Genomic DNA, 19049 nt, shown 5'->3' on the forward strand with positions numbered 1-19049 from the left:
AAACCTCCCCTGTTCAATCACCATCGGGCTTTTGAGGATGCTGTAAAGTTTTTCACCCCAAAAATTTAGTTACTTTGCAATGGTGCATTCAAAGCTTTTTCGATGCGATCGCGTGTTTCTAATAAATGGGCTTTGGTATACTCATCATTAGTATTCACCTGTTGCAGTCTTTCATTTAGCTGTTTCAGTTTATACCAAGCCAGTGAACGGGCATCTTCTGGGACTCGTTCTCGACGTAACACCATAGCAATCAAAATATCCAAATATTCCCTTTGCAAACCGCGCCGGAAACTTGTGATTTTCAGCGTTCCTTTTTGCGGCTGTATGACTTCAGTCCAAATACCAGTTTGTAGAGTATCAAATAATTCTGGTAAAGTGAGGGCTTTGTTGGGTGGGCTTTTGAGTTCAATGTCTTTAATTAAGGAAAGGCGACTACCTGAAAGTAAGTCTCTTAAAACTGCACCTTGAAATAGCAACACCAAATCATGCACAGGATAATCTAAACGCCCCACTACTGGAGAACTCCCCCAATGTCGCCACCGCGAAGGTGCTAATTTATTAATTAAATCTGGGGGAAAATTCCAAGCATTGTCAGCAAAAACATATTTTTGCAGAGTTGTTAAAGCTTGTCTTTGTTTTTCGACTGGCACTTGAGTAAACGGTAATCTGGGTGATAAATTCCCCAAGTTGCTAGATGAAATTTCTCTAGCTTGCATCCGATAAAAAGACTGTCCACCAATATATTTTGTGGTGTAGAAAATATTATTTAAGTAGTTGCCAAGAACAGTGTTAAATCTGTATCTGACATCACTGTAGCTATCTCCCGCCATTGGGTAACGCTGATTTAGACGTTCCCACATTACCCGTAAATTATCTAGTTGCCACTGGGAATAAACTAGGACATTGCTACTATAGTCCCAAGCATCGGCAGTGGGATCAAGAACTGAGACATCCTCATCGGTAGCGTAACTCAACTCAGGTTTTTCAGACTGGCTGGCGATTTCTTGTAATATCGGCTTTTCGGCGATGGGGGTTTGGGCGCGAGTGACTGTGTAACCGTATTGAATCGCCCACTGATCATAAACGCCAACCATTTTGGGAAAATAATCTCCCTGTTTTTTGCCTTGGGGGGCAATATTGGGAGGAATGTAATCCATTACCGAAGTTGTCAAACCTTTGGTACGAGTAATTTCAGGATTATTCATTTCTTCTGGGGAAAGGAAGTTACTTCCCCGGAAGTTATGACGTAAACCCAAAGTATGACCAACTTCGTGAGCAATAATTAAACGTAAATATTCATGGATATACTGTTTAACTTCTTCTTGGGAGGGGGGTTTGTCTTGTAATAGCGACATCGCCATAGCACCAAACTCAAATTGATTGGCGGCTTCTATGCCGTAGCACACATCGTATTTACTGGCTAATAGGGATAATCGCTGTAAGATTTGATGGGCTTGGCTATTATCTGAGTTTGTGAGACGATTTTGACACAAACGGCGATCGCGGATTAATTCTGTTAAGGTAGTGCGATTTGTAGCTTGATTAGGTTGTACCAGTTTTTCATATTGGCCTTTGAGAAAGCGGACAAAACTGGCATCGACTAAGATATCTGCATCTAAAATTTCCCCAGTTAAGGGGTTAACACGGGATGGCCCCATTGCAAAATAACCATCGACAGTGTTAATCCAGCGAATGGTATTGTAGCGAATATCTGCCGGGTGCCAAGTGGCGTTATCTGGCATTTGTTTGGCTTCGATAGCATCCTGAAATCCGGCTTTGAGAAAGGCTTGATTCCACATAAGTATCCCTTCTCTAATGGCATCACGATACTCTAGCGGCACGGCGTTATCAATCCAAAAAACTATCGGCTTTTTCGGGCGAGATATGGCGGCTTCAGGGTTTTGTTTTTCTAAATGCCAACGATTAATGTAGCGGACAAAGGGATCATCGCGATCATCTTTGGATAAGTCTTGGTAGGCGGTGATAAAGTAACCCACCCGTTCATCAGCAAAGCGGGGACGATAGTTATTATTTGGTAGTTGGGATAGACTATAGTGAACTCGGAGTGTAAAACCCCGATTGTCAGCTAACGATGACACATCGAGAGCTTCATTATTTTTGCTCGTAATGCCCGTAAAATTCAACACTGATTCCACTTCCAGATTTTGAGGGAAGGCTTTAGCGTTACCAAAATAGGATTGTTCAGTATTGGGGGCAACACCTATACTAAAACCTAATCCGGCTAAATCTGTGAGGAGTAAATCACCCAAGTCAATCAATATGGTTTGACGTTGGGGATGAATGCTTTTGATAGTGACAGAGTATAGCAGTGAATCGCTAAAAGACCTAGCTAGCGATCGCACTTGCGGATCACCTTCACGGGTGCGAAAATTCACATTACGCACGACAAAATTTAATTTATTATCTACGCGTTGGAAATAAAATAAAAATTCTTGCAATGGCAGTCCACTATAAATTCCCTTTTCCCCAATTCCAGATTCTAGGGTGGTGGTAGCTAAGAAATTTTTATTCAGTTGTTCTGGTTTAATTTCTAAATAGATTTTATTCTTTTCTTTATGGCGATATAAAGTAAATAAACCGTCTAACTTTTCCGTATCTTTAATAACTTCGTTAAATGCTTCTAATTCATCTTTCTTTGCTGGCTTAGATGCTGTCTGTGGTTTCTTTTCTGCTGTATCTGTTGGTTTCTCGGTTTTGAGTAATGGTTGTGTCCATGATGTTTGAGAATCTTGTGCTAGCCAATAGAAAGACTGGCTTTTTACCTGTTGCTGCTGATCTATTACCCATACTTGTTGCGGTTGCTGCACCACAGATTGCGGAGTTAACTTGAGAGTCGAAGTTACTAATTGCTGGGATGGTATTTGAGGTCTTTTATATATAGGTGGTTTTTGATTGATATTTACCTGGAATTGAGCAGCTATATTTTGTCTATTTTTATAACTTTGATGATTTAGATTCTGAGGCAGTGATTGAGCTTGAGCCGTGGCGATCGTCAACAAAAAACTATGCAGCCCAATCACATAAAAACTTAACCTCTTCATTGAGTTTATCCCTAATCACTATAATTAATTAACTTGATGCCCAATAGATATTTTTACTGGTAGCTATTAGTTTTAACCGACCAGTTACCGACAATTTGCCAATCAAGATACTTTTAATAAATATTTTTATTCTTGTTGTCTAATTGTGTTGTAGTATTTTTTATAACAATCATTTGATTTGCCAACATCACAGATTATTTTGGCATTGGCGTAGTTAAATTAGCTCCACTAGATACCATATTTTAGTCAAAATAGTTGAAAATGACTAGTTTTTCTGAAACAATTACGAAATTATAGGACGCATATCCGAGTTCTGAACGGAAATCAGGATATTTTTATTCCTTCTTCCTTCCTTCCTGAGCAAATGATTTCAGAATCAAAGCAGATTCCTACACCAGTTTAAAAATTCCATTTTAATCAGAAAAATACTTTGCTACTCAAAATTTTGTAGATGGCTAACTAAGCTTAATTACTGATGGCTAATTTATACAGCTTTCTTAAAAAGATAGGTTTTATCCAATACAGACTGCGCCAACAATACTAATTCAGTCTTTCCCATCAGCTAAGGCACTTACAACTAAAGAAATATACTATCACTGTGTAGGCAAAGGGGCAGGGGGAGTAAAGAAAAATATCATTAAATAAATTGGATAATTTATTCTCTGGAAGTCTCTAACAGCACTTTCTAATTAGCTTACAGGAAATACTAAAAACAAAAAGCTTTAACTCCTAGTCTCCTACTTCTAAAATCTTAATAATCAAAAATAATTAGTATTAATGGCTAAAAAAATGTCACAATTACCTCAAGTTTGGAAACTACTGCAAAGTTACGTTAAAAGCACTAGGTCACAAGATAGACCACTGAAAAAAAACTTAATACCATCACAGATTTTAAACCCTAGAAACTACAGGCAAAATCGAGAGCCAAACGTTAAAACTAATCAAGATAATTTCCAAAAAGATATTTTCCTTAAAGAGTTACAAACTAAATTAGAAACGTGGACAAACACAGGAAATGATAGCGAGTTTTATCTGAGCGATCGCCAACTGTATACAGAAATTTATGATTTGTTGGGCAGCAGTGCCTTGACAGTAGAAATAGTAGATAAACTGACAAAATCGCTGATATTAGCCCAGCAATGGCAACCCATAGCACTATTTCACCGCTTATTAGGTTTTTATCAGCGTTGGTGTCAAGGAGAATTTATCGATGCACCTCCTAGTGATAACCTACCACAGCAGAAACTGATGGCAATGGTAGCAAAAAATCAGGCGATCGGGCTAAGACAAGTAGATATATATACAGGTTTAAATGTACTAATTTTACTCTTAGAAATACATCGATATGCTCAAAAACAAGAAGATTTACCGCATCAAATTAACTTTTATTCATCTGGAGAACCAGACACAGATAGCTTTTTTACATCTCAACTCCTGCGGATAATTAATTATAGTGATGCCATAGAGATTGGTAATTTTAGTAACATCGTTGGGCAATTTCTCAAAGGTGCTAACTTGCAAGGTGCATATTTAGGTGATGCCAATCTCACCGGTGTCAATTTGAGTAGCGCAAATCTGACTGGAGCATATCTAGGAGACGCTAACTTAACTGGTGTCAACTTTCAAGATGCTAACTTAGCAGGTGCTAACCTGGGTGATACTAATCTTAGTGGGGCCAATCTCCAAGGGGCAAACCTCTCTCACGCAGACCTCAGCAGTGCTAACCTGACAGGGGCAAACCTCACAGGGGCAAATCTGAGTCGTGCTGACCTCAGTCGCGCCGACTTGAGTAGTTGTCAACTCAATGATACTGAACTCTGTCACACTAATTTGAGTGGTGTTAACCTCCGAGATGCTGTACTCTCGCGCGCCAACCTCACCAACGCCATACTGTTTGGGGCAAATCTCAGTGACGCTGACTTGAAAAATGTTCACCTCAACCACGCTGATCTTTGTCGTGCTGACTTGAGTGGGGCTGACTTATCTGGGGCTGTTCTCAATGGCAGCAACCTCAGCGACACAATTTTATTCAGCACTAACTTAAGCGCAGCCAGCCTCGTTTCCGCCGACCTCAGCTATGCGAAACTCAACGGTGCCAAACTCAGCGATGCTCAACTCAACGGTGCTATGTTCTTAGGTGCTGACTTGAGTGGCGTTGACCTCAGTCGCGTCATTCTCAACGATGCTGACTTGAGTGGTGGTATTCTCAGTGAAGCTGACTTAACAGGCGCAGACTTAAGTGATGCGGTGCTTCTAGGTACTGATTTGAGTTTTGCTAACCTCAATAGTGCCAATTTAACTGGTAGTAACCTGAGTGGTGCCATGCTGAATGGTGCAGACTTAACAGCAGCTAATCTCACCTACAGTATTCTTGATGATACAGATGTTACCGAAGCCAACTTAGAAGTCAGTCACTGGGGTGAAAAGCAACAATGGGAAGGGGTGCGGGGTTTAGAGACAGCATTAAACGTCCCTGTGACGTTAAAGAGGCAGTTGGGTTTAGAATAATTGATATTCTCAGACTAACTGGCTTGTAGTAAGGGCTTTAGCCCTGGTTCATAAGCTTAGAGTCAGACTAACTTATGGCTGGTGGCGGCGGTGGCTGGCTGTAGTCTATAGATAAATCATACCCAGCTTCATCATAGATAGCATTCAGCACAGCTTGTAGTTCCAGTACAGCATCGGGGTCGCCTTCGCAAAGCGGAACGGGTATTTTTGGGAGGGTATCCTGTAACTTCACAGGCCACACATCAATTAAACCAGACCCAGCCCGCGTTAAAGTGATCAAGTAGGGAACATCTGGAAGGCGGGGGTGGTTAAATGGTCGATTTCCCCGACGCAGCAAATCAATTTCAATTAAATGAACGTTGGCATTATATAAACGTTGTCGTTTCTTCCGATAGTCAGTAATACCTGGTTCACGTTTGTTAACGGGGGAGAGAATTTCGATACAGGATACTAGTCGGTTGTTGGCTGTATCCCGAATTTCGACTGTGGGGATGCGGACTGCAACAGGTTGGATAACCGGAAGTGTCAGAGGTGCTGGGGTTGTGGCAGTATTTGATGAGGGAACGGGAGCACTTAAATCACGACGTTCTCTAATCTTTAATACCTCAACATCTGGGTACAAAATACCAATTTCACTAGCAGGAGAAATATCTTCCACAACATACACTTCTAGCCTTGCAGCATATTTAGGACGCAACTGTGGGGCGAGAAAAGCACGGATTTTGCTAGCAAGGGCGTTGTGTACGTCACTCCACAGATAGCCTTCAAGATATGGATCCATACCGGGGAACGGAGAAGGCATTTTACAAGCTCACTTGACTGCACTTTTATTCTAAACTGACGAACGTTCCCATAATCTAATTGTTTTATCTTTGCTTCCACTTACCAAAGTTCGACCATCAGAGCTAAAGGATACTGATGTTACTGCTTCCTTATGTCCTTTTAGAACAGAGATTTCTTTTCGTCTGTAAACATCCCAAAGTTTTATAGTACAGTCATCACTCCCACTAGCAATTATTTGACCATCAGGACTAAAAATTACTGTGTTTATCGATTCTAGGTGTTGTGCCAGAGTAGTAATTTCTTTTCTTGTATAAGAATCCCAAAGCTTTACACTACAATCATCTCCACCACTCACAAAAGTTTTGCTGTCTGGACTAAAAGCTAATGTTCTAACTGGTAAACGAATATTAATTTGGTCAATTTCTTGTCTAGTTTGCCAATTCCAAATCTTAAGATCTCCATGATCATCGCCACTAGCCATTAATTTTCCATCTGGACTAATTGCTATCGTTCTAACTGTGCTTGAATGTCCATATAGCCTACCTAGTTCACCACTACCAGAAACATCCCAAAGAAAAATTGTTTTCTCTGCACCAGCACTCACTATAATAGTGTTATCAGGAGAAAAAGTTACTGCATGAATTCTACCAAAAATGTTGCTTCCAATTATTCCCAATGAAGAACTTTCAAAGTCTACAATAGGACTGATTATATCTTCCTTAGAGTTCCAAATATTATTAATATCCCAAATTTTTAGAAGATTTCGGTCTCCTTGGTCAATAATTGCAGTAGCTACAAATCTACCATTCTGACTTATGCTAACTGGAGTAGGAGAATCAGCAGTCAGTTTTCTCTTTAGAAACAATTTTTTAGATTGCTGTTTTCTCCAATTAGCAATCATCACTGTTCTTTCATAACGATATATGATACTTTCTTGGTCAGGTACATACACCACAGAAGTAATTTCTCCATCATAGTTTTTCGTACTCAAACTCTCCCATAATTTACTTTGGTTCAATTGTGATGAGTTTTCAATTGATTTCTGATGTCTAACATCTAGATCACAATTTTTAAGCTTGATATATTTCAAGCTGTTATTCAAGTGGTTATCTTCTATCCAAGTCAAAGTTTCTACAGCAATAGCAGGGTGAGAAGTTGTAGTATTCCAAAAATCCTGATAGTGAACTATTATTTCTTGATGAATTTCTTCTATATTTTTCTGAGTGACTACAACATCCGGTTGTAATCCTTTAAAAACAATACCTTCTATTAAATCAATTTCTCTGCCAAATGAATCTTTTAATACTCCCTGTCCTTCAAGTCCTGTATTTTCCGATGTTGCTTCAATGACACGGAAAACTAAAGTGAGATCACCCACTTTAGAATTATGAATTTCACGGTAGTAGGCAGTTCCAATTTCTGTTAAGTCTCCACCTGCTGCTTTAGCTAGTAGGCTTGACGTTTTTGATTCACACATAAAGCTGGGAGCAACTATGGTTCTATAGTCAAGGTATTGATTACACCCAACCAGAAAAGGCCAAGCCTGAATATCTGTCATAAAAAATTTTTGGTTGTCTAGAGTTTTTTTAGATTAGATGCAGGAAATTTAGATTCAAGTTCATCCGTAAGCGAAATAAAGCAGTTAACAACGTGTTTAAGTGCCGTTTCTTCATCAGTAACTTTTCTCAAAGATTCGGCTTGTTTACGACGGAGTTCTTCTGTTCTTTTTGCTGCTGCTTCTAGCTTCTGTTGGGCAGGCTTCTCCCAATCATCAAGAAAATCAATTAAGTTCTCCAAAATATCTTCAGCGAACCTGTATTTTATAGGCAATATTTGTTTTAATATGCCAATACCAACTTTCCCTACGCCTCCAACAACCTGTCCTAACCTTTCCCAAAAACTCAAATTAGGTTTTACTTCAATTGGTTGACTTATTCTTTCTTGCTTTTTCTTGATTAATTCCTCTAAGGTAATTTTAATCATGTCAGGCAAAATACAGGCTAGAGGCATTTCTACTAAAAATGGATTAGGTAAGCTGCCTGTTTTAGCCATACTTCCATCTGGTTGAAGTTCTGCAAAGCCCACGCCTACTGAACTAATCGGGATAAGTCGAACTGGTAAACGAGCTTCATTACGTGCTTGAATTAAGTTTCTAAATTCCTCAATCTCTAGCAAACGATCTCGTAGTTGCTCTAAGCTATATTCATTGATGAGGGTATCCCACTTACTAATAACAAAATGAATGGGTTTTTGACTCCCTTGCATTATGTTCAACATATTAGGTAGTTCATTGACTACCCAAAATAACCCTAGCTTTTCATTACGCATTAATGCCTTTAGTCTTTGACCATCTAACAGTCCTAGTAAAGCATCAGCATTTTGCAGTTTACTTTCAAAAGAAGTATCCTCATCTTCCATTTCGTCTGTAAGTCTGCCACCTGCATAATCAAGATATTTAAACCGACAAGCTGAATAAATCGGTAAATTTCCTGTCTGAACACGACAGGTGAAAGTCCATTCTGACACCTCATCGTAAGTTGTTCCTTTTGGCCATTTTTCATCAATGGCGATTTGGGTGTATATGTTATGGAGACGCTTACGCTTTTCTGAGCTATCAACTTCCAAGAAAAAACCTTGTTTGCCTTGCGTAGACAACTTTTTATACATACTCGCCAGATACACAGTTTTACCAGAACCTCGTGGGCCGAGCATAATAACCGTGTAAGTATTTAAACTATCACTCATGGGAAGATACATAGAAAGATAAAACTTTATTTAGACTTAGTATTCCCAGATGACAGACGACAATACCTCAATAAGTTCATTACCCTAACGCAAATAAGCGATACAGACAGCATTTAACGGTTAAGAGGTAAGCCGGTCTTCATTAAAAATGATAGTTGGTCGATCTTTAACGCCGTACAGTAACCCCAAACGTTAAAGCTCTCAAATTTCTTGTTAAGACGGTGGCTAAAAACTTTGTTTTGACGATTCAGAAAATATACATGGTGCATTTAGATATAATAATGACTCATTAATTATTGTGTTTTCCTAAGTGGAGAAACAAATGGGTCGCGCCAAAAAGGTTGTGTTGGCATATTCTGGTGGAGTCGATACCTCCGTTTGCATTCCCTACCTCAAGCAAGAGTGGGGAGTAGAAGAGGTAATTACGTTAGCAGCAGATTTAGGTCAGGGTGATGAATTAGAACCAGTCCGAGAAAAAGCTCTAAAATCAGGTGCAAGTGAATCTCTGGTGGTGGATGTAAAAGATAGTTTTATTAAAGACTATGCTTTTGCAGCTATTCAAGCTAACGCTCTTTATGAAAATCGTTATCCTCTAGGAACTGCCCTGGCTCGTCCGTTAATTGCTAAAATATTGGTCGAAACTGCACAAAAATATGGTGCGGATGCGATCGCACATGGTTGTACAGGTAAAGGTAATGACCAAGTCCGCTTTGATGTCTCCTGTGCAGCATTAAATCCTGAATTAAAGATTCTCGCACCGGCGCGGGAATGGGGTATGAGTCGTGAAGAAACCATCGCCTACGGTGAACAATTTGGGATTCCTGCCCCTGTGAAAAAGTCTTCTCCCTATAGTATTGATAAAAACTTACTAGGTCGCAGTATCGAAGCTGGTGTGTTGGAAGATCCCACATTTGAACCACCAGAAGAAATTTATGAAATGACCAAAGCGATCGCTGATACCCCCAATGAGCCAGAATATTTAGAGATTGGATTCATTCACGGTATACCCACTACCCTCAATGGGATAGCCAAAACGCCCGTCGAATTAATCCAAGAACTCAATCAAATTGTGGGAAATCATGGTGTCGGTCGTATCGACATGATTGAAAACCGTTTGGTAGGGATTAAATCACGGGAAATTTACGAATCTCCCGCCATGTTGGTGCTAATTCAAGCTCACAGAGATTTAGAAAGCCTCACCCTCACCGCAGATGTTACCCACTACAAACGGGGTATTGAAGAAACATACACCCAAATGGTCTATAACGGCTTGTGGTACAGTCCCCTGAAAACTGCTTTAGACGCTTTTATCCAGAAAACTCAAGAACAAGTATCTGGAACTGTTCGCTTGAAGCTGTTTAAAGGTAACGCCACTATCGTTGGTCGTTGGAGCGATAATTCACTCTATACCCCTGATTTAGCCACCTACGGCGCAGAAGATCAGTTTGACCACAAAGCAGCCGAAGGTTTCATTTACGTTTGGGGACTACCGACTCGTATTTGGGCTAAACAAACTAGATAAATAAAGGTAAAAGGCAAAAGGCAAAAAGTTTGTAGTAAGGACTTTAGTCCTAAGATGAGGACTGAAGTTCCCACTACAAACCTTTAATTTCTCTTTTGCCTTTTCTTAGTCTTCTGCGGCTTGTTTAACTTGACGCGATTCTAACCATAAGGGAATAGCAATCACTGCTACAAGTATCAGTAAAGCCAAAATTGCAAATTGACTCACCCAAGCCACCAATTGTTCAAGGGAAACAACCCTACCAGCAAAAAAGGCTAATGTCACCATCAAACTAGCCCACGCTGTTGCTCCTAAAATGTTGTATATCAAAAATTTGGCGAAAGGCATCTCAGCTATACCAGCTAATGGAGCAGCAAAAATTCGCAATAAGGCAAAAAAGCGACCGAAAAAGACTGCTTTAGCTGCATTTTCACTAAATTGCGCTCTGATACTCAACAATTTTGTTTCACTAAATCGAAATATTTTTCCTACTTGTAGTAAAAAAGACCACCCCCCCAGCCTACCAATCCAATAGCCGAAAATTCCCCCCATCACTGCACCAGTAATGGCAAGGGCTAAAACTATCCAATAATTAAGTTCATTACTACCAGCCAGAAAGCCACCTACTAAGGTTACGGTTTCACCAGGAAGAGGTATACCCAAGTTCTCTAGCAATATTCCAAAAAAAATAGCCCAGTAACCGTAATGATGGGCAAACTCCTGGATGTTTTCTAGTGAAATCAACTCAAGAGACATCCCGCACCGCCGCCTTTACAATTTTTTACTTTATATACATCTTTGCTTGTTTTTACCTGGGGTGTCAATCAAGCCACTATATTCAGCAGTTCAAAAAGCCATTGTCACTTGGGACATCTCGAAACTCTGGTATAGTTCTAGACCTATAAATTTGATTATTAATCCATAATTGACAATCAAGTATCTATCAGTTACTAGCACAAACGCATAAAGATAGTGATAAAGCAATAACATTTGATTAAAAATTCATAAAAAACTTAAAAAAATATAAAGGTTCTGTAAAAGATACTTTTGATACGGAAATCGTTAAGCGTTTGTGCCTATATTGGGGAATGTTAAAACAAATTATACGGAATAAATACTTAAGCAAATGCTAGAGAACTTGTAGTTGAATCTACTGTTTACTGTAGATGTAACCACAATTTCACACACAGCATTGCTCTGGTATTAGTTCCTGCGACCTGCTTTTGTTAAGTGTTTCAACTACTTGGTTAAATTTATGACACTCGCACCAGAATTACAAGTGGTTTTGTTTAAACCTCAAGGCAGCATAGACTTACAAAGTGGTATGTCCTTGAGCGAACAGATGTCTGAAATCACTCCTCAGCCTCATCAACTTTGGGTGATTGATCTGGCATTAGTAGACTTTATGGATAGTTCCGGTTTAGTTTCATTAGTCAAGGGATTAACGTTAGCAAGACAAAATGGCTGCCGTCTAGTTTTGTGCAACGTACAGACTCCTGTCCGCTTAGTCTTAGAACTTACACAGTTGGATTCAGTATTTGAAATTTTTGACACTTACGAAGACATCTTTAGTGTCGTCAATGACAAACAAGTATCATTAGCAAGCTAACATTCTATTATAATACCTAAATCCGGCAATGTCAAAACAGTTGGTTAAAAGTCTAAATGAGCCGATTGCTTTTGACCATTGCCCGTGGTTTATTTTAATTTTTGTGAGTAGTGGTGAAGTGCTGTTAGCGGTAGCGGGGCGTTTAGCCCGTGCTGTTAGCGGTAGCGGGGCGTTTAGCCCGTGCTGAGTGCTGAGTGCTGTGTTGGTTAATATTCGGTGTTAATTTTACCAACGCTTCAATCATTGTATCTATCTGAGCAAGTTGTCATCGAATTTAGATAGACTCACAAAAATATATTTTTGAGTCAATAAATATAAAATACTCAAGAATATCTAAAGAATATCAAAAAATGTTTAGCTTTTTGCCTAATTTATCCTCAAATTAAGCATTTTTTGTAGTAGAAATATTGTGTTAGCTGGATGCGGGACGGGGAAAGTTAGGTAGATCAATTCCACTATGGCTAGAAGTGCGCGTTTTGAGAGCTAAACGATAACTGACACTTTGCAATTCGGCTTGTAGTTGGCGATTCTCTCTTTGCAGTTGAGCTACTTTTTCTCTGACTGGAGCCATGCGTTCTTCAAATTTCCGGCGGTAAATTTGTGGTAGTTCTTGTACTACTTGTTCTAACATCCGACTGCGGTCAGTTAACTCTTGGACGGACTGACGCAGTTGATAAATTTCCGCGTCACGGACAGCGATTTGTTCTTGATAGAATGTGACTTGTTGCTCAACAGCCTGTAATTGTTCTTGTAAAGCTTTGAGTTGAGTCAAATCTTGTTCCGGCTCTAGCTTGGGGGGTATAAAATTAGTATTGCCCTTGACTAGCCGGAAAAGTTCTTGTGATAGCTGTTGGACGAGTTGATCCCGTAGCTGCAATTCTTGGCGCAGCTGCGACATTTCTGTAGATAGAGCTTGGATGTCGGGTAGTTCAGTTTGGCTCACAGTGGCTTAAAGCTCCGATTGAAGAATATTTTCCAACCTTGGATATACTGCGATCGCTTGCTTGGGGCAGGCAATGTTAATCTAGCATTCCCAACTCAATTACAAAATAAGGCATCAAAATAAAATTTTTTCTGATTATATGTTTTTATTCTAGTTTTGTCCGTGGAGAAAACTGAGTTATTAATACTCAATTTTCCACACAGGTCATTTAACAATTGTCTTAGACTGTCGCAGCAACTTCTTCTGCTTTGTCCTGAGATACTTCTTGCTTAATGGTGAGGTAGCGAATTACTTCTTCGCTCAAACGCATGGCGCGTTCTAAGGGAGCAATCACTTTTCCAGGCCCAGTGTAGTTTACTTGAACATAGATGCCATCACGATTTCTATCAATTTCGTAAGCCAGACGACGCTTGCCACGATTTTGGATTTCAATGTTATCAGCACCTTGTTCTTTGAGCAAGTTCTGATACTTGGCGATCGCTTGCTCTACTTGTTCATCTGTGAGGTCTGGGCGCAGAATATATAGTGTTTCGTAAACTGTGGACATGGTTGTAATTCTCCTTTTGGACAACTGGCTGCTGATATTGATTTATACGGTTAGATATAAAAATCCTCAGTATTAATCAACATCTGAAGCAACAAGGAAATATAATCTTACCAGTTTTCTATTTTAATCATCAGCCCCATCTGCCAAAATTGGCCTTGTTGATGGGAAGCGTGGAGAAAAAAAGTAAAAAGGTGAGCCATTGCGGTAGACGGGTTTCCCGGCATACAGCAAATGGCGTTAGCGCAGCTTTAGTGACGCATGAGCGTCACCCGTTGGCGCAGTCTCTCGTAAAGAAGGGCAAAAGAACCTTTTCTTTTTACTTTTGCCTTTTTACTTTTGCCTTTTACCTTTACCAGTTCCCAGTCCCTCACTTGATAAGGATTTTGATCAAATTTATGGCCCAGCGTTATGTGCGAGTTCAAAATCAAGAAGGAAAGATTTACTATGGGTTGTTGCAGCTGTCTCTTAATGTGCAGGTGCTTGATGCTCCACCTTGGCTACAGGGACAGCTAACAGATTTAGTTCTAGAACCGGATAATTACCAAATTCTTGCACCTTGCGCTCCTTCCAAGATTGTGGCGGTGGGAAAGAATTACGCTAACCATGCTGCGGAAATGGGAAGTCTTGTACCAGTTGAGCCATTAATTTTTTTAAAACCACCCACAACAATTATTCCTTCAGAGACAATAATTCAGTATCCTCAGCAGTCGCAACGAGTGGATTATGAAGGTGAGTTAGCTTTAATCATTGGCGATCGCGCCTGTAAATGTACACCAGAGGAAGCCCAAACTAAAATTTGGGGTTATACCGTCGCCAATGATGTTACTGCTAGAGATTTACAACAAAAAGATGGTCAATGGACTCGCGCCAAAGGGTTTGATACATTTTGTCCTCTCGGCCCTTGGATTGTGCGAGAGTTAAACCCTGGAGCTAGATTGCAGACTTTTATTAATGATGATCCCGATCCAGTGCAATCTGCGGGTATTGATCAGATGGTGTTTGCCCCTGATTTTCTGGTTGCTTATATTAGTCAAGTCATGACCTTACTACCTGGAGATGTGATCCTAACTGGTACACCAGAAGGTATTGGCCCATTAAAGCCAGGCGATCGCGTCCGCATAGAAATTGAAGGTATTGGTCGCCTAGAGAACACCGTAGCATCTCCCTAAACTGTTAACGTACTTGTGCATAAACTGCATCGGAAATTGTTGGCAGTTCCGCGTAACGTCCTAGTAGGGATTGAATCATAGAATACACTACTGTTCCAACAATTACTACGAAAAATAAGTTGGATATTGTTTCTATGGCAAAGCCAGTATTAGGAATGAATCCTAGAAGGTCTCTCAGAACTTCACACAGAAATATCACAATGTTGAGCAGTATTGCCTGCATAGTATTAAAACGAATGAAATGGACTATTTTTTCGTTTCTGACCACAAACATAAACAAGGCAAAGAAAAGGAGTAATCGACCTAATTGTCCCAAGCCCATATACAAGACCAATATTGGTTGTAGAGGTATTAATAGTAACTGTAATATAGGAAACCTACTTAACAAATAACTCCCAAATACTAAACCGTTAATTATGGGCATAAGATAAGGTAAAGAGGCGAAAATGCGGTCAGTAATTGATGTAGTCCCACGCCAAACCATTATGCGTTCTCCTATGATAAAAATTTCAGATTTCCCTGACCATAGGATAACGCAGTTAAACTACCTTGTTGGCTTTAACTTAAGTAAGTCGGTGAGAAAAAACCTGACTATCTTCAGAAATGTAAACTAGGCTAAAATCCTCTTTTCCCCTGCTCCCTTACCCTCTGCCTAATCAGAACTACAAATATTTACCCTGTTCTAATTATTCTATCTGGGCTATGCGAAAACCCATTTGACATTCATACTGTTCTGGTTGCTGTTGTGTAAGCTGGCGAATAGCTTGACCACAAGTTAACTTTCCTTTGCGCCAACGTGGTTGACCACTACTATCAGCTAGTAAGCAAGACTGACAAACTTGCTCAGGAACTAGGATTTGCTCGTCCATGAGAATGACTAACATCTCAATCTCTCCTTCTTACTCTACTGCCGAGAGATTCTTGCTTACAGGTAGTAGGGCTACGACATTTACAGGCAATTCACTGAACTTGACTCTGAGCAGCCCGATAGCGCGTCTCTCACAGCTAATTAAATAAGTCTAAATTAATATACTGCCCACACAGAGGACTAAATTTTGATGAATTTGACTAAAAAATTCAGGAATATTTGAGGATTTATTAGGTATTGATGCTCATATTTTAGCACATCCTGCAAGTATCTTGGTGAAAGCTGATTTTCTGAAAAACCTCCAACTAGCATGGTGGCTCACTAGCAAAATATAGAAGAAACACTATTTTCTTCCCTTACACCCTTACACCCCTAATTTTCTTAAAAGTATCAAAGTTGATATTTTCGTAAACAGGTTTATGATCATAAATCTATGAAGTTAGTCGGCAGCTGATAATTCCCAACGGAATACATCATGTTTGGATAGCAGTTCAAGAAGATAGCAATCTTGATTGTCAACTGTTAACAGATAAGCCTGTCCGCCGATCGCATTAACTTTCGTAGAAACTGCTATTAGGTATATGTTGAAGTGACTAGAACAAATTCAGACTTGCTTGCTACCTCCGATCCCGCGATCGCAGAATTAATTAATCAAGAACTCCAACGCCAACGCGGCCATTTAGAACTGATCGCCAGTGAAAACTTTACCTCGGCGGCTGTATTAGCAGCCCAAGGTTCAGTCCTCACCAATAAATACGCTGAAGGTCTACCTGGTAAGCGTTATTATGGCGGGTGCGAATTCGTTGACAAAATCGAACAAATAGCTATTGATAGAGCCAAACAGCTATTTGGCGCGGCTCATGCCAACGTCCAACCCCACTCCGGCGCACAGGCGAATTTTGCAGTTTTTCTGACTTTGTTAGAACCTGGTGACACAATCATGGGGATGGACTTGTCCCACGGCGGACACCTCACCCACGGTTCCCCTGTGAACGTCTCTGGTAAGTGGTTTCAAGTCCGTCACTACGGCGTAAGTCAACAAACAGAAAGACTAGACTACGACCAAATTCGAGAGCTGGCGTTAAGGGAGCGTCCTAAGCTTTTGATTTGTGGTTATTCTGCCTATCCGCGCATTATTGATTTCGCTAAATTCCGTAGTATTGCTGATGAAGTTGGTGCTTACTTACTCGCAGACATCGCCCACATTGCGGGGTTAGTTGCCACCGGCTTACATCCTAACCCAATTCCTTATTGTGATGTCGTCACCACCACCACCCATAAAACCCTGCGTGGCCCCAGAGGTGGGTTAATTTTGACCCGTGATGCAGAATTGGGTAAAAAATTAGATAAGTCCGTGTTCCCTGGAACTCAAGGCGGCCCCTTAGAACACGTGATTGCCGGTAAAGCTGTAGCTTTTGGTGAAGCCTTAAAACCAGAATTTACCAATTACTCACAGCAAGTAATTGATAATGCTCAAGCCTTAGCCACTCAACTGCAAAATCGTGGTTTAAAACTGGTATCTGACGGTACAGATAACCATTTAATGCTCGTCGATCTGCGTTCAATTGGGATGACAGGTAAGAAAGCAGATCAGTTAATGAGTGAAGTGAATATTACTACCAACAAGAATACAGTTCCTTTTGATCCCCAATCACCATTTATTACCAGTGGTTTGCGCTTAGGTTCTCCCGCCATGACAACTAGAGGGATGGGAGTCGATGAATTTATCGAAATTGGCAACATTATCGCTGATCGCCTGCTCAATCCAGACTCAGCAACCGTAGCCCAAGACTGTCAACGTCGGGTAGCTGCATTGTGCGATCGCTTCCCCTTATATCCTCATCAGGAAATTCCTGTACCAGCTTTGGCTTAGGGATTGGGGACTGGGAAGATGGGGAAGTGTGGGGAGTGTGGGGAGAGAGGGGGAAAGATTTCTTCCCACACCTCCTACCCCTCCCACACTTCCTTCTTGCCCCATTCCCCATGCCCCATTCCTAATATCCAAATTCTTATGCTGATTTAGGCCTGAAATGTAGTAAAAATATGAAGGAAACGTCCTTGGCCAATTTTTGTTAATAAACTTTCTAAAAAATTACAGATGCCTGCTCAGATATATCATCTGATCGCCTTCCTCGTCGCCGCAGTAGTCGTCCTTTGGACTACACCTGATGTCAAAAAGATTGGCATTAAAAGTGGACGCGTAGATCAACCTGGTGGTCGCAAAATTCATGACCGTCCAATGGTACGCCTGGGAGGAGTATCCATCTTCGCAGGTACAATACTATCTTTAATGATTGTGTGGTGGTTGGGTGGCTTTGCTAATCTGCCTCCCGAAAAAGAATGGCAAATCTGGGGTGTAACTTTAGGCGGTCTTGGCTTTTTTTTGATTGGTTTAGCCGATGACTTATTAAGTTTATCTCCTCTAACAAGACTGTTAATGCAAATAATTGTTGCTGCCGGTGCTTGGAAAGCTGGTGTCAGCATAGATTTTATTACTGTTCCTACTGTTGGTATTGTTGACCTTAACTGGCTCAGTTTGCCTATTACGGTAGTTTGGTTAGTCGGGATGGTCAACGCCATCAATTGGATTGACGGCTTAGACGGTTTGGCGGCTGGGGTTTCTGGGATTGCGGCTGTCGTTATGCTATTCGTATCCTTATTTATGCAGCAACCCGCCGCCGCTTTAATTGCAGCCGCCTTAGCTGGTGCAGCTTTAGGATTTCTCCGCTACAACTTCAACCCAGCACAAATTTTTATGGGTGACGGTGGCTCATATTTTATGGGTTTTACTTTAGCCTCCGTGGGTGTGATTGGTTTAGTCAAAATCCCCGCTTTCACCGCCGTTCTTTTACCATACTTAATTTTGGCTGTCCCCATTGTAGATATGTCTGCCGTGATTCTGGCTCGTCTACGTCAGGGAAAACGACCTTGGGTTGCAGATAAATGTCACCTCCATCACCGTCTTCTGCAAGCGGGGTTATCCCATCGCTGGTCAGTATTATTTATCTACTGCCTTACTTTGTGGGTAGGAAGTTTAGCACTGTTTGTAGCTGGTGTACCTAGCAGTATTGCTTACATTTGTGCAACCACTTCACTTTTAAGTTACGTCTGTTGGAGAGTCCGCAAGTTTTCTCAGCAAAATCGTAAATTACAAAAGTAATTAATATGGCACTCTAAATTCAAAACGACATTAACCAATCTTCTCAGGGTGTGTGACGCTTTGGCGTGAACACACCCTATTTATTGATTTACTAACTAAGTCGTGTGTTAACCTGATACCAATCACTATCAGTAATAGCAATTCGCAATGGACT

General features: G+C 40.6%; 16 protein-coding genes. 7 read left to right on the forward strand and 9 right to left on the reverse strand.

What is annotated here, in order from left to right; all coding sequences use genetic code 11:
- Nucleotides 1-65: 65 nt before the first annotated feature.
- Nucleotides 66-3062, reverse strand: a complete 2997-nt coding sequence (locus tag CLI64_RS23615) for a zinc-dependent metalloprotease (protein ID WP_103139510.1) — start codon at nt 3060-3062, stop codon at nt 66-68.
- 789 nt (nt 3063-3851) lie between these two features.
- On the opposite strand from CLI64_RS23615, the gene CLI64_RS23620 reads away from it, so the two are divergent.
- Nucleotides 3852-5570, forward strand: a complete 1719-nt coding sequence (locus tag CLI64_RS23620) for a pentapeptide repeat-containing protein (protein WP_192881587.1) — start codon at nt 3852-3854, stop codon at nt 5568-5570.
- Nucleotides 5571-5637: 67 nt separating this feature from the next.
- Here CLI64_RS23620 and CLI64_RS23625 read toward each other — a convergent pair whose 3' ends face one another.
- From CLI64_RS23625 to CLI64_RS23635, 3 genes are read right to left on the reverse strand one after another with little or no spacing between them, the layout of a single operon-like run.
- Nucleotides 5638-6351, reverse strand: coding sequence for a DUF4058 family protein (locus tag CLI64_RS23625; RefSeq protein WP_264082466.1), 714 nt, complete (start codon nt 6349-6351; stop codon nt 5638-5640).
- A gap of 51 nt (nt 6352-6402) precedes the next feature.
- Nucleotides 6403-7911 carry a WD40 repeat domain-containing protein gene (locus CLI64_RS23630; RefSeq protein WP_103139513.1) on the reverse strand — a complete coding sequence of 503 codons (1509 nt, stop codon included), beginning with the start codon at nt 7909-7911 and terminating at the stop codon, nt 6403-6405.
- 17 nt (nt 7912-7928) lie between these two features.
- Complete coding sequence (locus CLI64_RS23635) at nt 7929-9098, reverse strand: hypothetical protein (protein ID WP_103140845.1); 1170 nt, start codon at nt 9096-9098, stop codon at nt 7929-7931.
- A gap of 322 nt (nt 9099-9420) precedes the next feature.
- On the opposite strand from CLI64_RS23635, the gene CLI64_RS23640 reads away from it, so the two are divergent.
- The gene (locus tag CLI64_RS23640; protein ID WP_103139514.1) at nt 9421-10620 is read left to right on the forward strand and encodes an argininosuccinate synthase; all 1200 of its coding nucleotides are present in this window, start codon (nt 9421-9423) and stop codon (nt 10618-10620) included.
- Between the two features lie 105 nt (nt 10621-10725).
- Here the strand turns inward: CLI64_RS23640 and CLI64_RS23645 are convergent, their stop codons facing one another.
- Complete coding sequence (locus tag CLI64_RS23645; RefSeq protein WP_103139515.1) at nt 10726-11355, reverse strand: DedA family protein; 630 nt, start codon at nt 11353-11355, stop codon at nt 10726-10728.
- 499 nt (nt 11356-11854) lie between these two features.
- Here CLI64_RS23645 and CLI64_RS23650 point away from each other — a divergent pair, with 499 nt between their 5' ends.
- A complete protein-coding gene (locus CLI64_RS23650; RefSeq protein ID WP_103139516.1) occupies nt 11855-12208 on the forward strand; it encodes an STAS domain-containing protein in 354 nt (117 codons plus the stop codon).
- A 28-nt stretch (nt 12209-12236) separates the two neighbouring features.
- Nucleotides 12237-12395 carry a hypothetical protein gene (locus CLI64_RS30960; protein WP_157943316.1) on the forward strand — a complete coding sequence of 53 codons (159 nt, stop codon included), beginning with the start codon at nt 12237-12239 and terminating at the stop codon, nt 12393-12395.
- 225 nt (nt 12396-12620) lie between these two features.
- Here the strand turns inward: CLI64_RS30960 and CLI64_RS23655 are convergent, their stop codons facing one another.
- A complete protein-coding gene (locus CLI64_RS23655; RefSeq protein WP_103139517.1) occupies nt 12621-13151 on the reverse strand; it encodes an Npun_F5560 family protein in 531 nt (176 codons plus the stop codon).
- A gap of 220 nt (nt 13152-13371) precedes the next feature.
- The gene (rpsF, locus tag CLI64_RS23660) at nt 13372-13698 is read right to left on the reverse strand and encodes a 30S ribosomal protein S6 (RefSeq protein ID WP_103139518.1); all 327 of its coding nucleotides are present in this window, start codon (nt 13696-13698) and stop codon (nt 13372-13374) included.
- 395 nt (nt 13699-14093) lie between these two features.
- Here rpsF and CLI64_RS23665 point away from each other — a divergent pair, with 395 nt between their 5' ends.
- Nucleotides 14094-14867, forward strand: a complete 774-nt coding sequence (locus CLI64_RS23665) for a fumarylacetoacetate hydrolase family protein (protein ID WP_103139519.1) — start codon at nt 14094-14096, stop codon at nt 14865-14867.
- A gap of 4 nt (nt 14868-14871) precedes the next feature.
- Here the strand turns inward: CLI64_RS23665 and CLI64_RS23670 are convergent, their stop codons facing one another.
- Nucleotides 14872-15351 (reverse strand): Tic20 family protein, encoded by a 480-nt coding sequence (locus tag CLI64_RS23670; protein WP_103139520.1) that lies wholly within the window; start codon nt 15349-15351, stop codon nt 14872-14874.
- A 202-nt stretch (nt 15352-15553) separates the two neighbouring features.
- Nucleotides 15554-15751, reverse strand: a complete 198-nt coding sequence (locus CLI64_RS23675) for a hypothetical protein (protein ID WP_103139521.1) — start codon at nt 15749-15751, stop codon at nt 15554-15556.
- A gap of 573 nt (nt 15752-16324) precedes the next feature.
- Here CLI64_RS23675 and glyA point away from each other — a divergent pair.
- Together glyA and CLI64_RS23685 are read left to right on the forward strand one after the other, a co-directional pair.
- Complete coding sequence (gene glyA / locus CLI64_RS23680) at nt 16325-17608, forward strand: serine hydroxymethyltransferase (protein WP_103139522.1); 1284 nt, start codon at nt 16325-16327, stop codon at nt 17606-17608.
- 225 nt (nt 17609-17833) lie between these two features.
- Nucleotides 17834-18895, forward strand: coding sequence for a glycosyltransferase family 4 protein (locus CLI64_RS23685; RefSeq protein WP_103139523.1), 1062 nt, complete (start codon nt 17834-17836; stop codon nt 18893-18895).
- Nucleotides 18896-19049 lie beyond the last annotated feature (154 nt).

The sequence above is a fragment of the Nostoc sp. CENA543 genome, from assembly GCF_002896875.1.
Lineage (GTDB): Bacteria > Cyanobacteriota > Cyanobacteriia > Cyanobacteriales > Nostocaceae > Trichormus.

Coding starts and splice junctions, on each gene's coding strand:
- CLI64_RS23620 (WP_192881587.1), top strand. CDS start 3,852: ATGTCACAATTACCTCAAGTTTGGAAACTACTGCAAAGTTACGTTAAA.
- CLI64_RS23625 (WP_264082466.1), bottom strand. CDS start 6,351: ATGGATCCATATCTTGAAGGCTATCTGTGGAGTGACGTACACAACGCC.
- CLI64_RS23685 (WP_103139523.1), top strand. CDS start 17,834: ATGCCTGCTCAGATATATCATCTGATCGCCTTCCTCGTCGCCGCAGTA.
- CLI64_RS23615 (WP_103139510.1), bottom strand. CDS start 3,062: ATGAAGAGGTTAAGTTTTTATGTGATTGGGCTGCATAGTTTTTTGTTG.
- CLI64_RS23665 (WP_103139519.1), top strand. CDS start 14,094: ATGGCCCAGCGTTATGTGCGAGTTCAAAATCAAGAAGGAAAGATTTAC.
- CLI64_RS23635 (WP_103140845.1), bottom strand. CDS start 9,098: ATGAGTGATAGTTTAAATACTTACACGGTTATTATGCTCGGCCCACGA.
- CLI64_RS23670 (WP_103139520.1), bottom strand. CDS start 15,351: ATGGTTTGGCGTGGGACTACATCAATTACTGACCGCATTTTCGCCTCT.
- CLI64_RS23675 (WP_103139521.1), bottom strand. CDS start 15,751: ATGTTAGTCATTCTCATGGACGAGCAAATCCTAGTTCCTGAGCAAGTT.
- CLI64_RS30960 (WP_157943316.1), top strand. CDS start 12,237: ATGTCAAAACAGTTGGTTAAAAGTCTAAATGAGCCGATTGCTTTTGAC.
- CLI64_RS23645 (WP_103139515.1), bottom strand. CDS start 11,355: ATGTCTCTTGAGTTGATTTCACTAGAAAACATCCAGGAGTTTGCCCAT.
- CLI64_RS23650 (WP_103139516.1), top strand. CDS start 11,855: ATGACACTCGCACCAGAATTACAAGTGGTTTTGTTTAAACCTCAAGGC.
- CLI64_RS23640 (WP_103139514.1), top strand. CDS start 9,421: ATGGGTCGCGCCAAAAAGGTTGTGTTGGCATATTCTGGTGGAGTCGAT.
- CLI64_RS23630 (WP_103139513.1), bottom strand. CDS start 7,911: ATGACAGATATTCAGGCTTGGCCTTTTCTGGTTGGGTGTAATCAATAC.
- rpsF (WP_103139518.1), bottom strand. CDS start 13,698: ATGTCCACAGTTTACGAAACACTATATATTCTGCGCCCAGACCTCACA.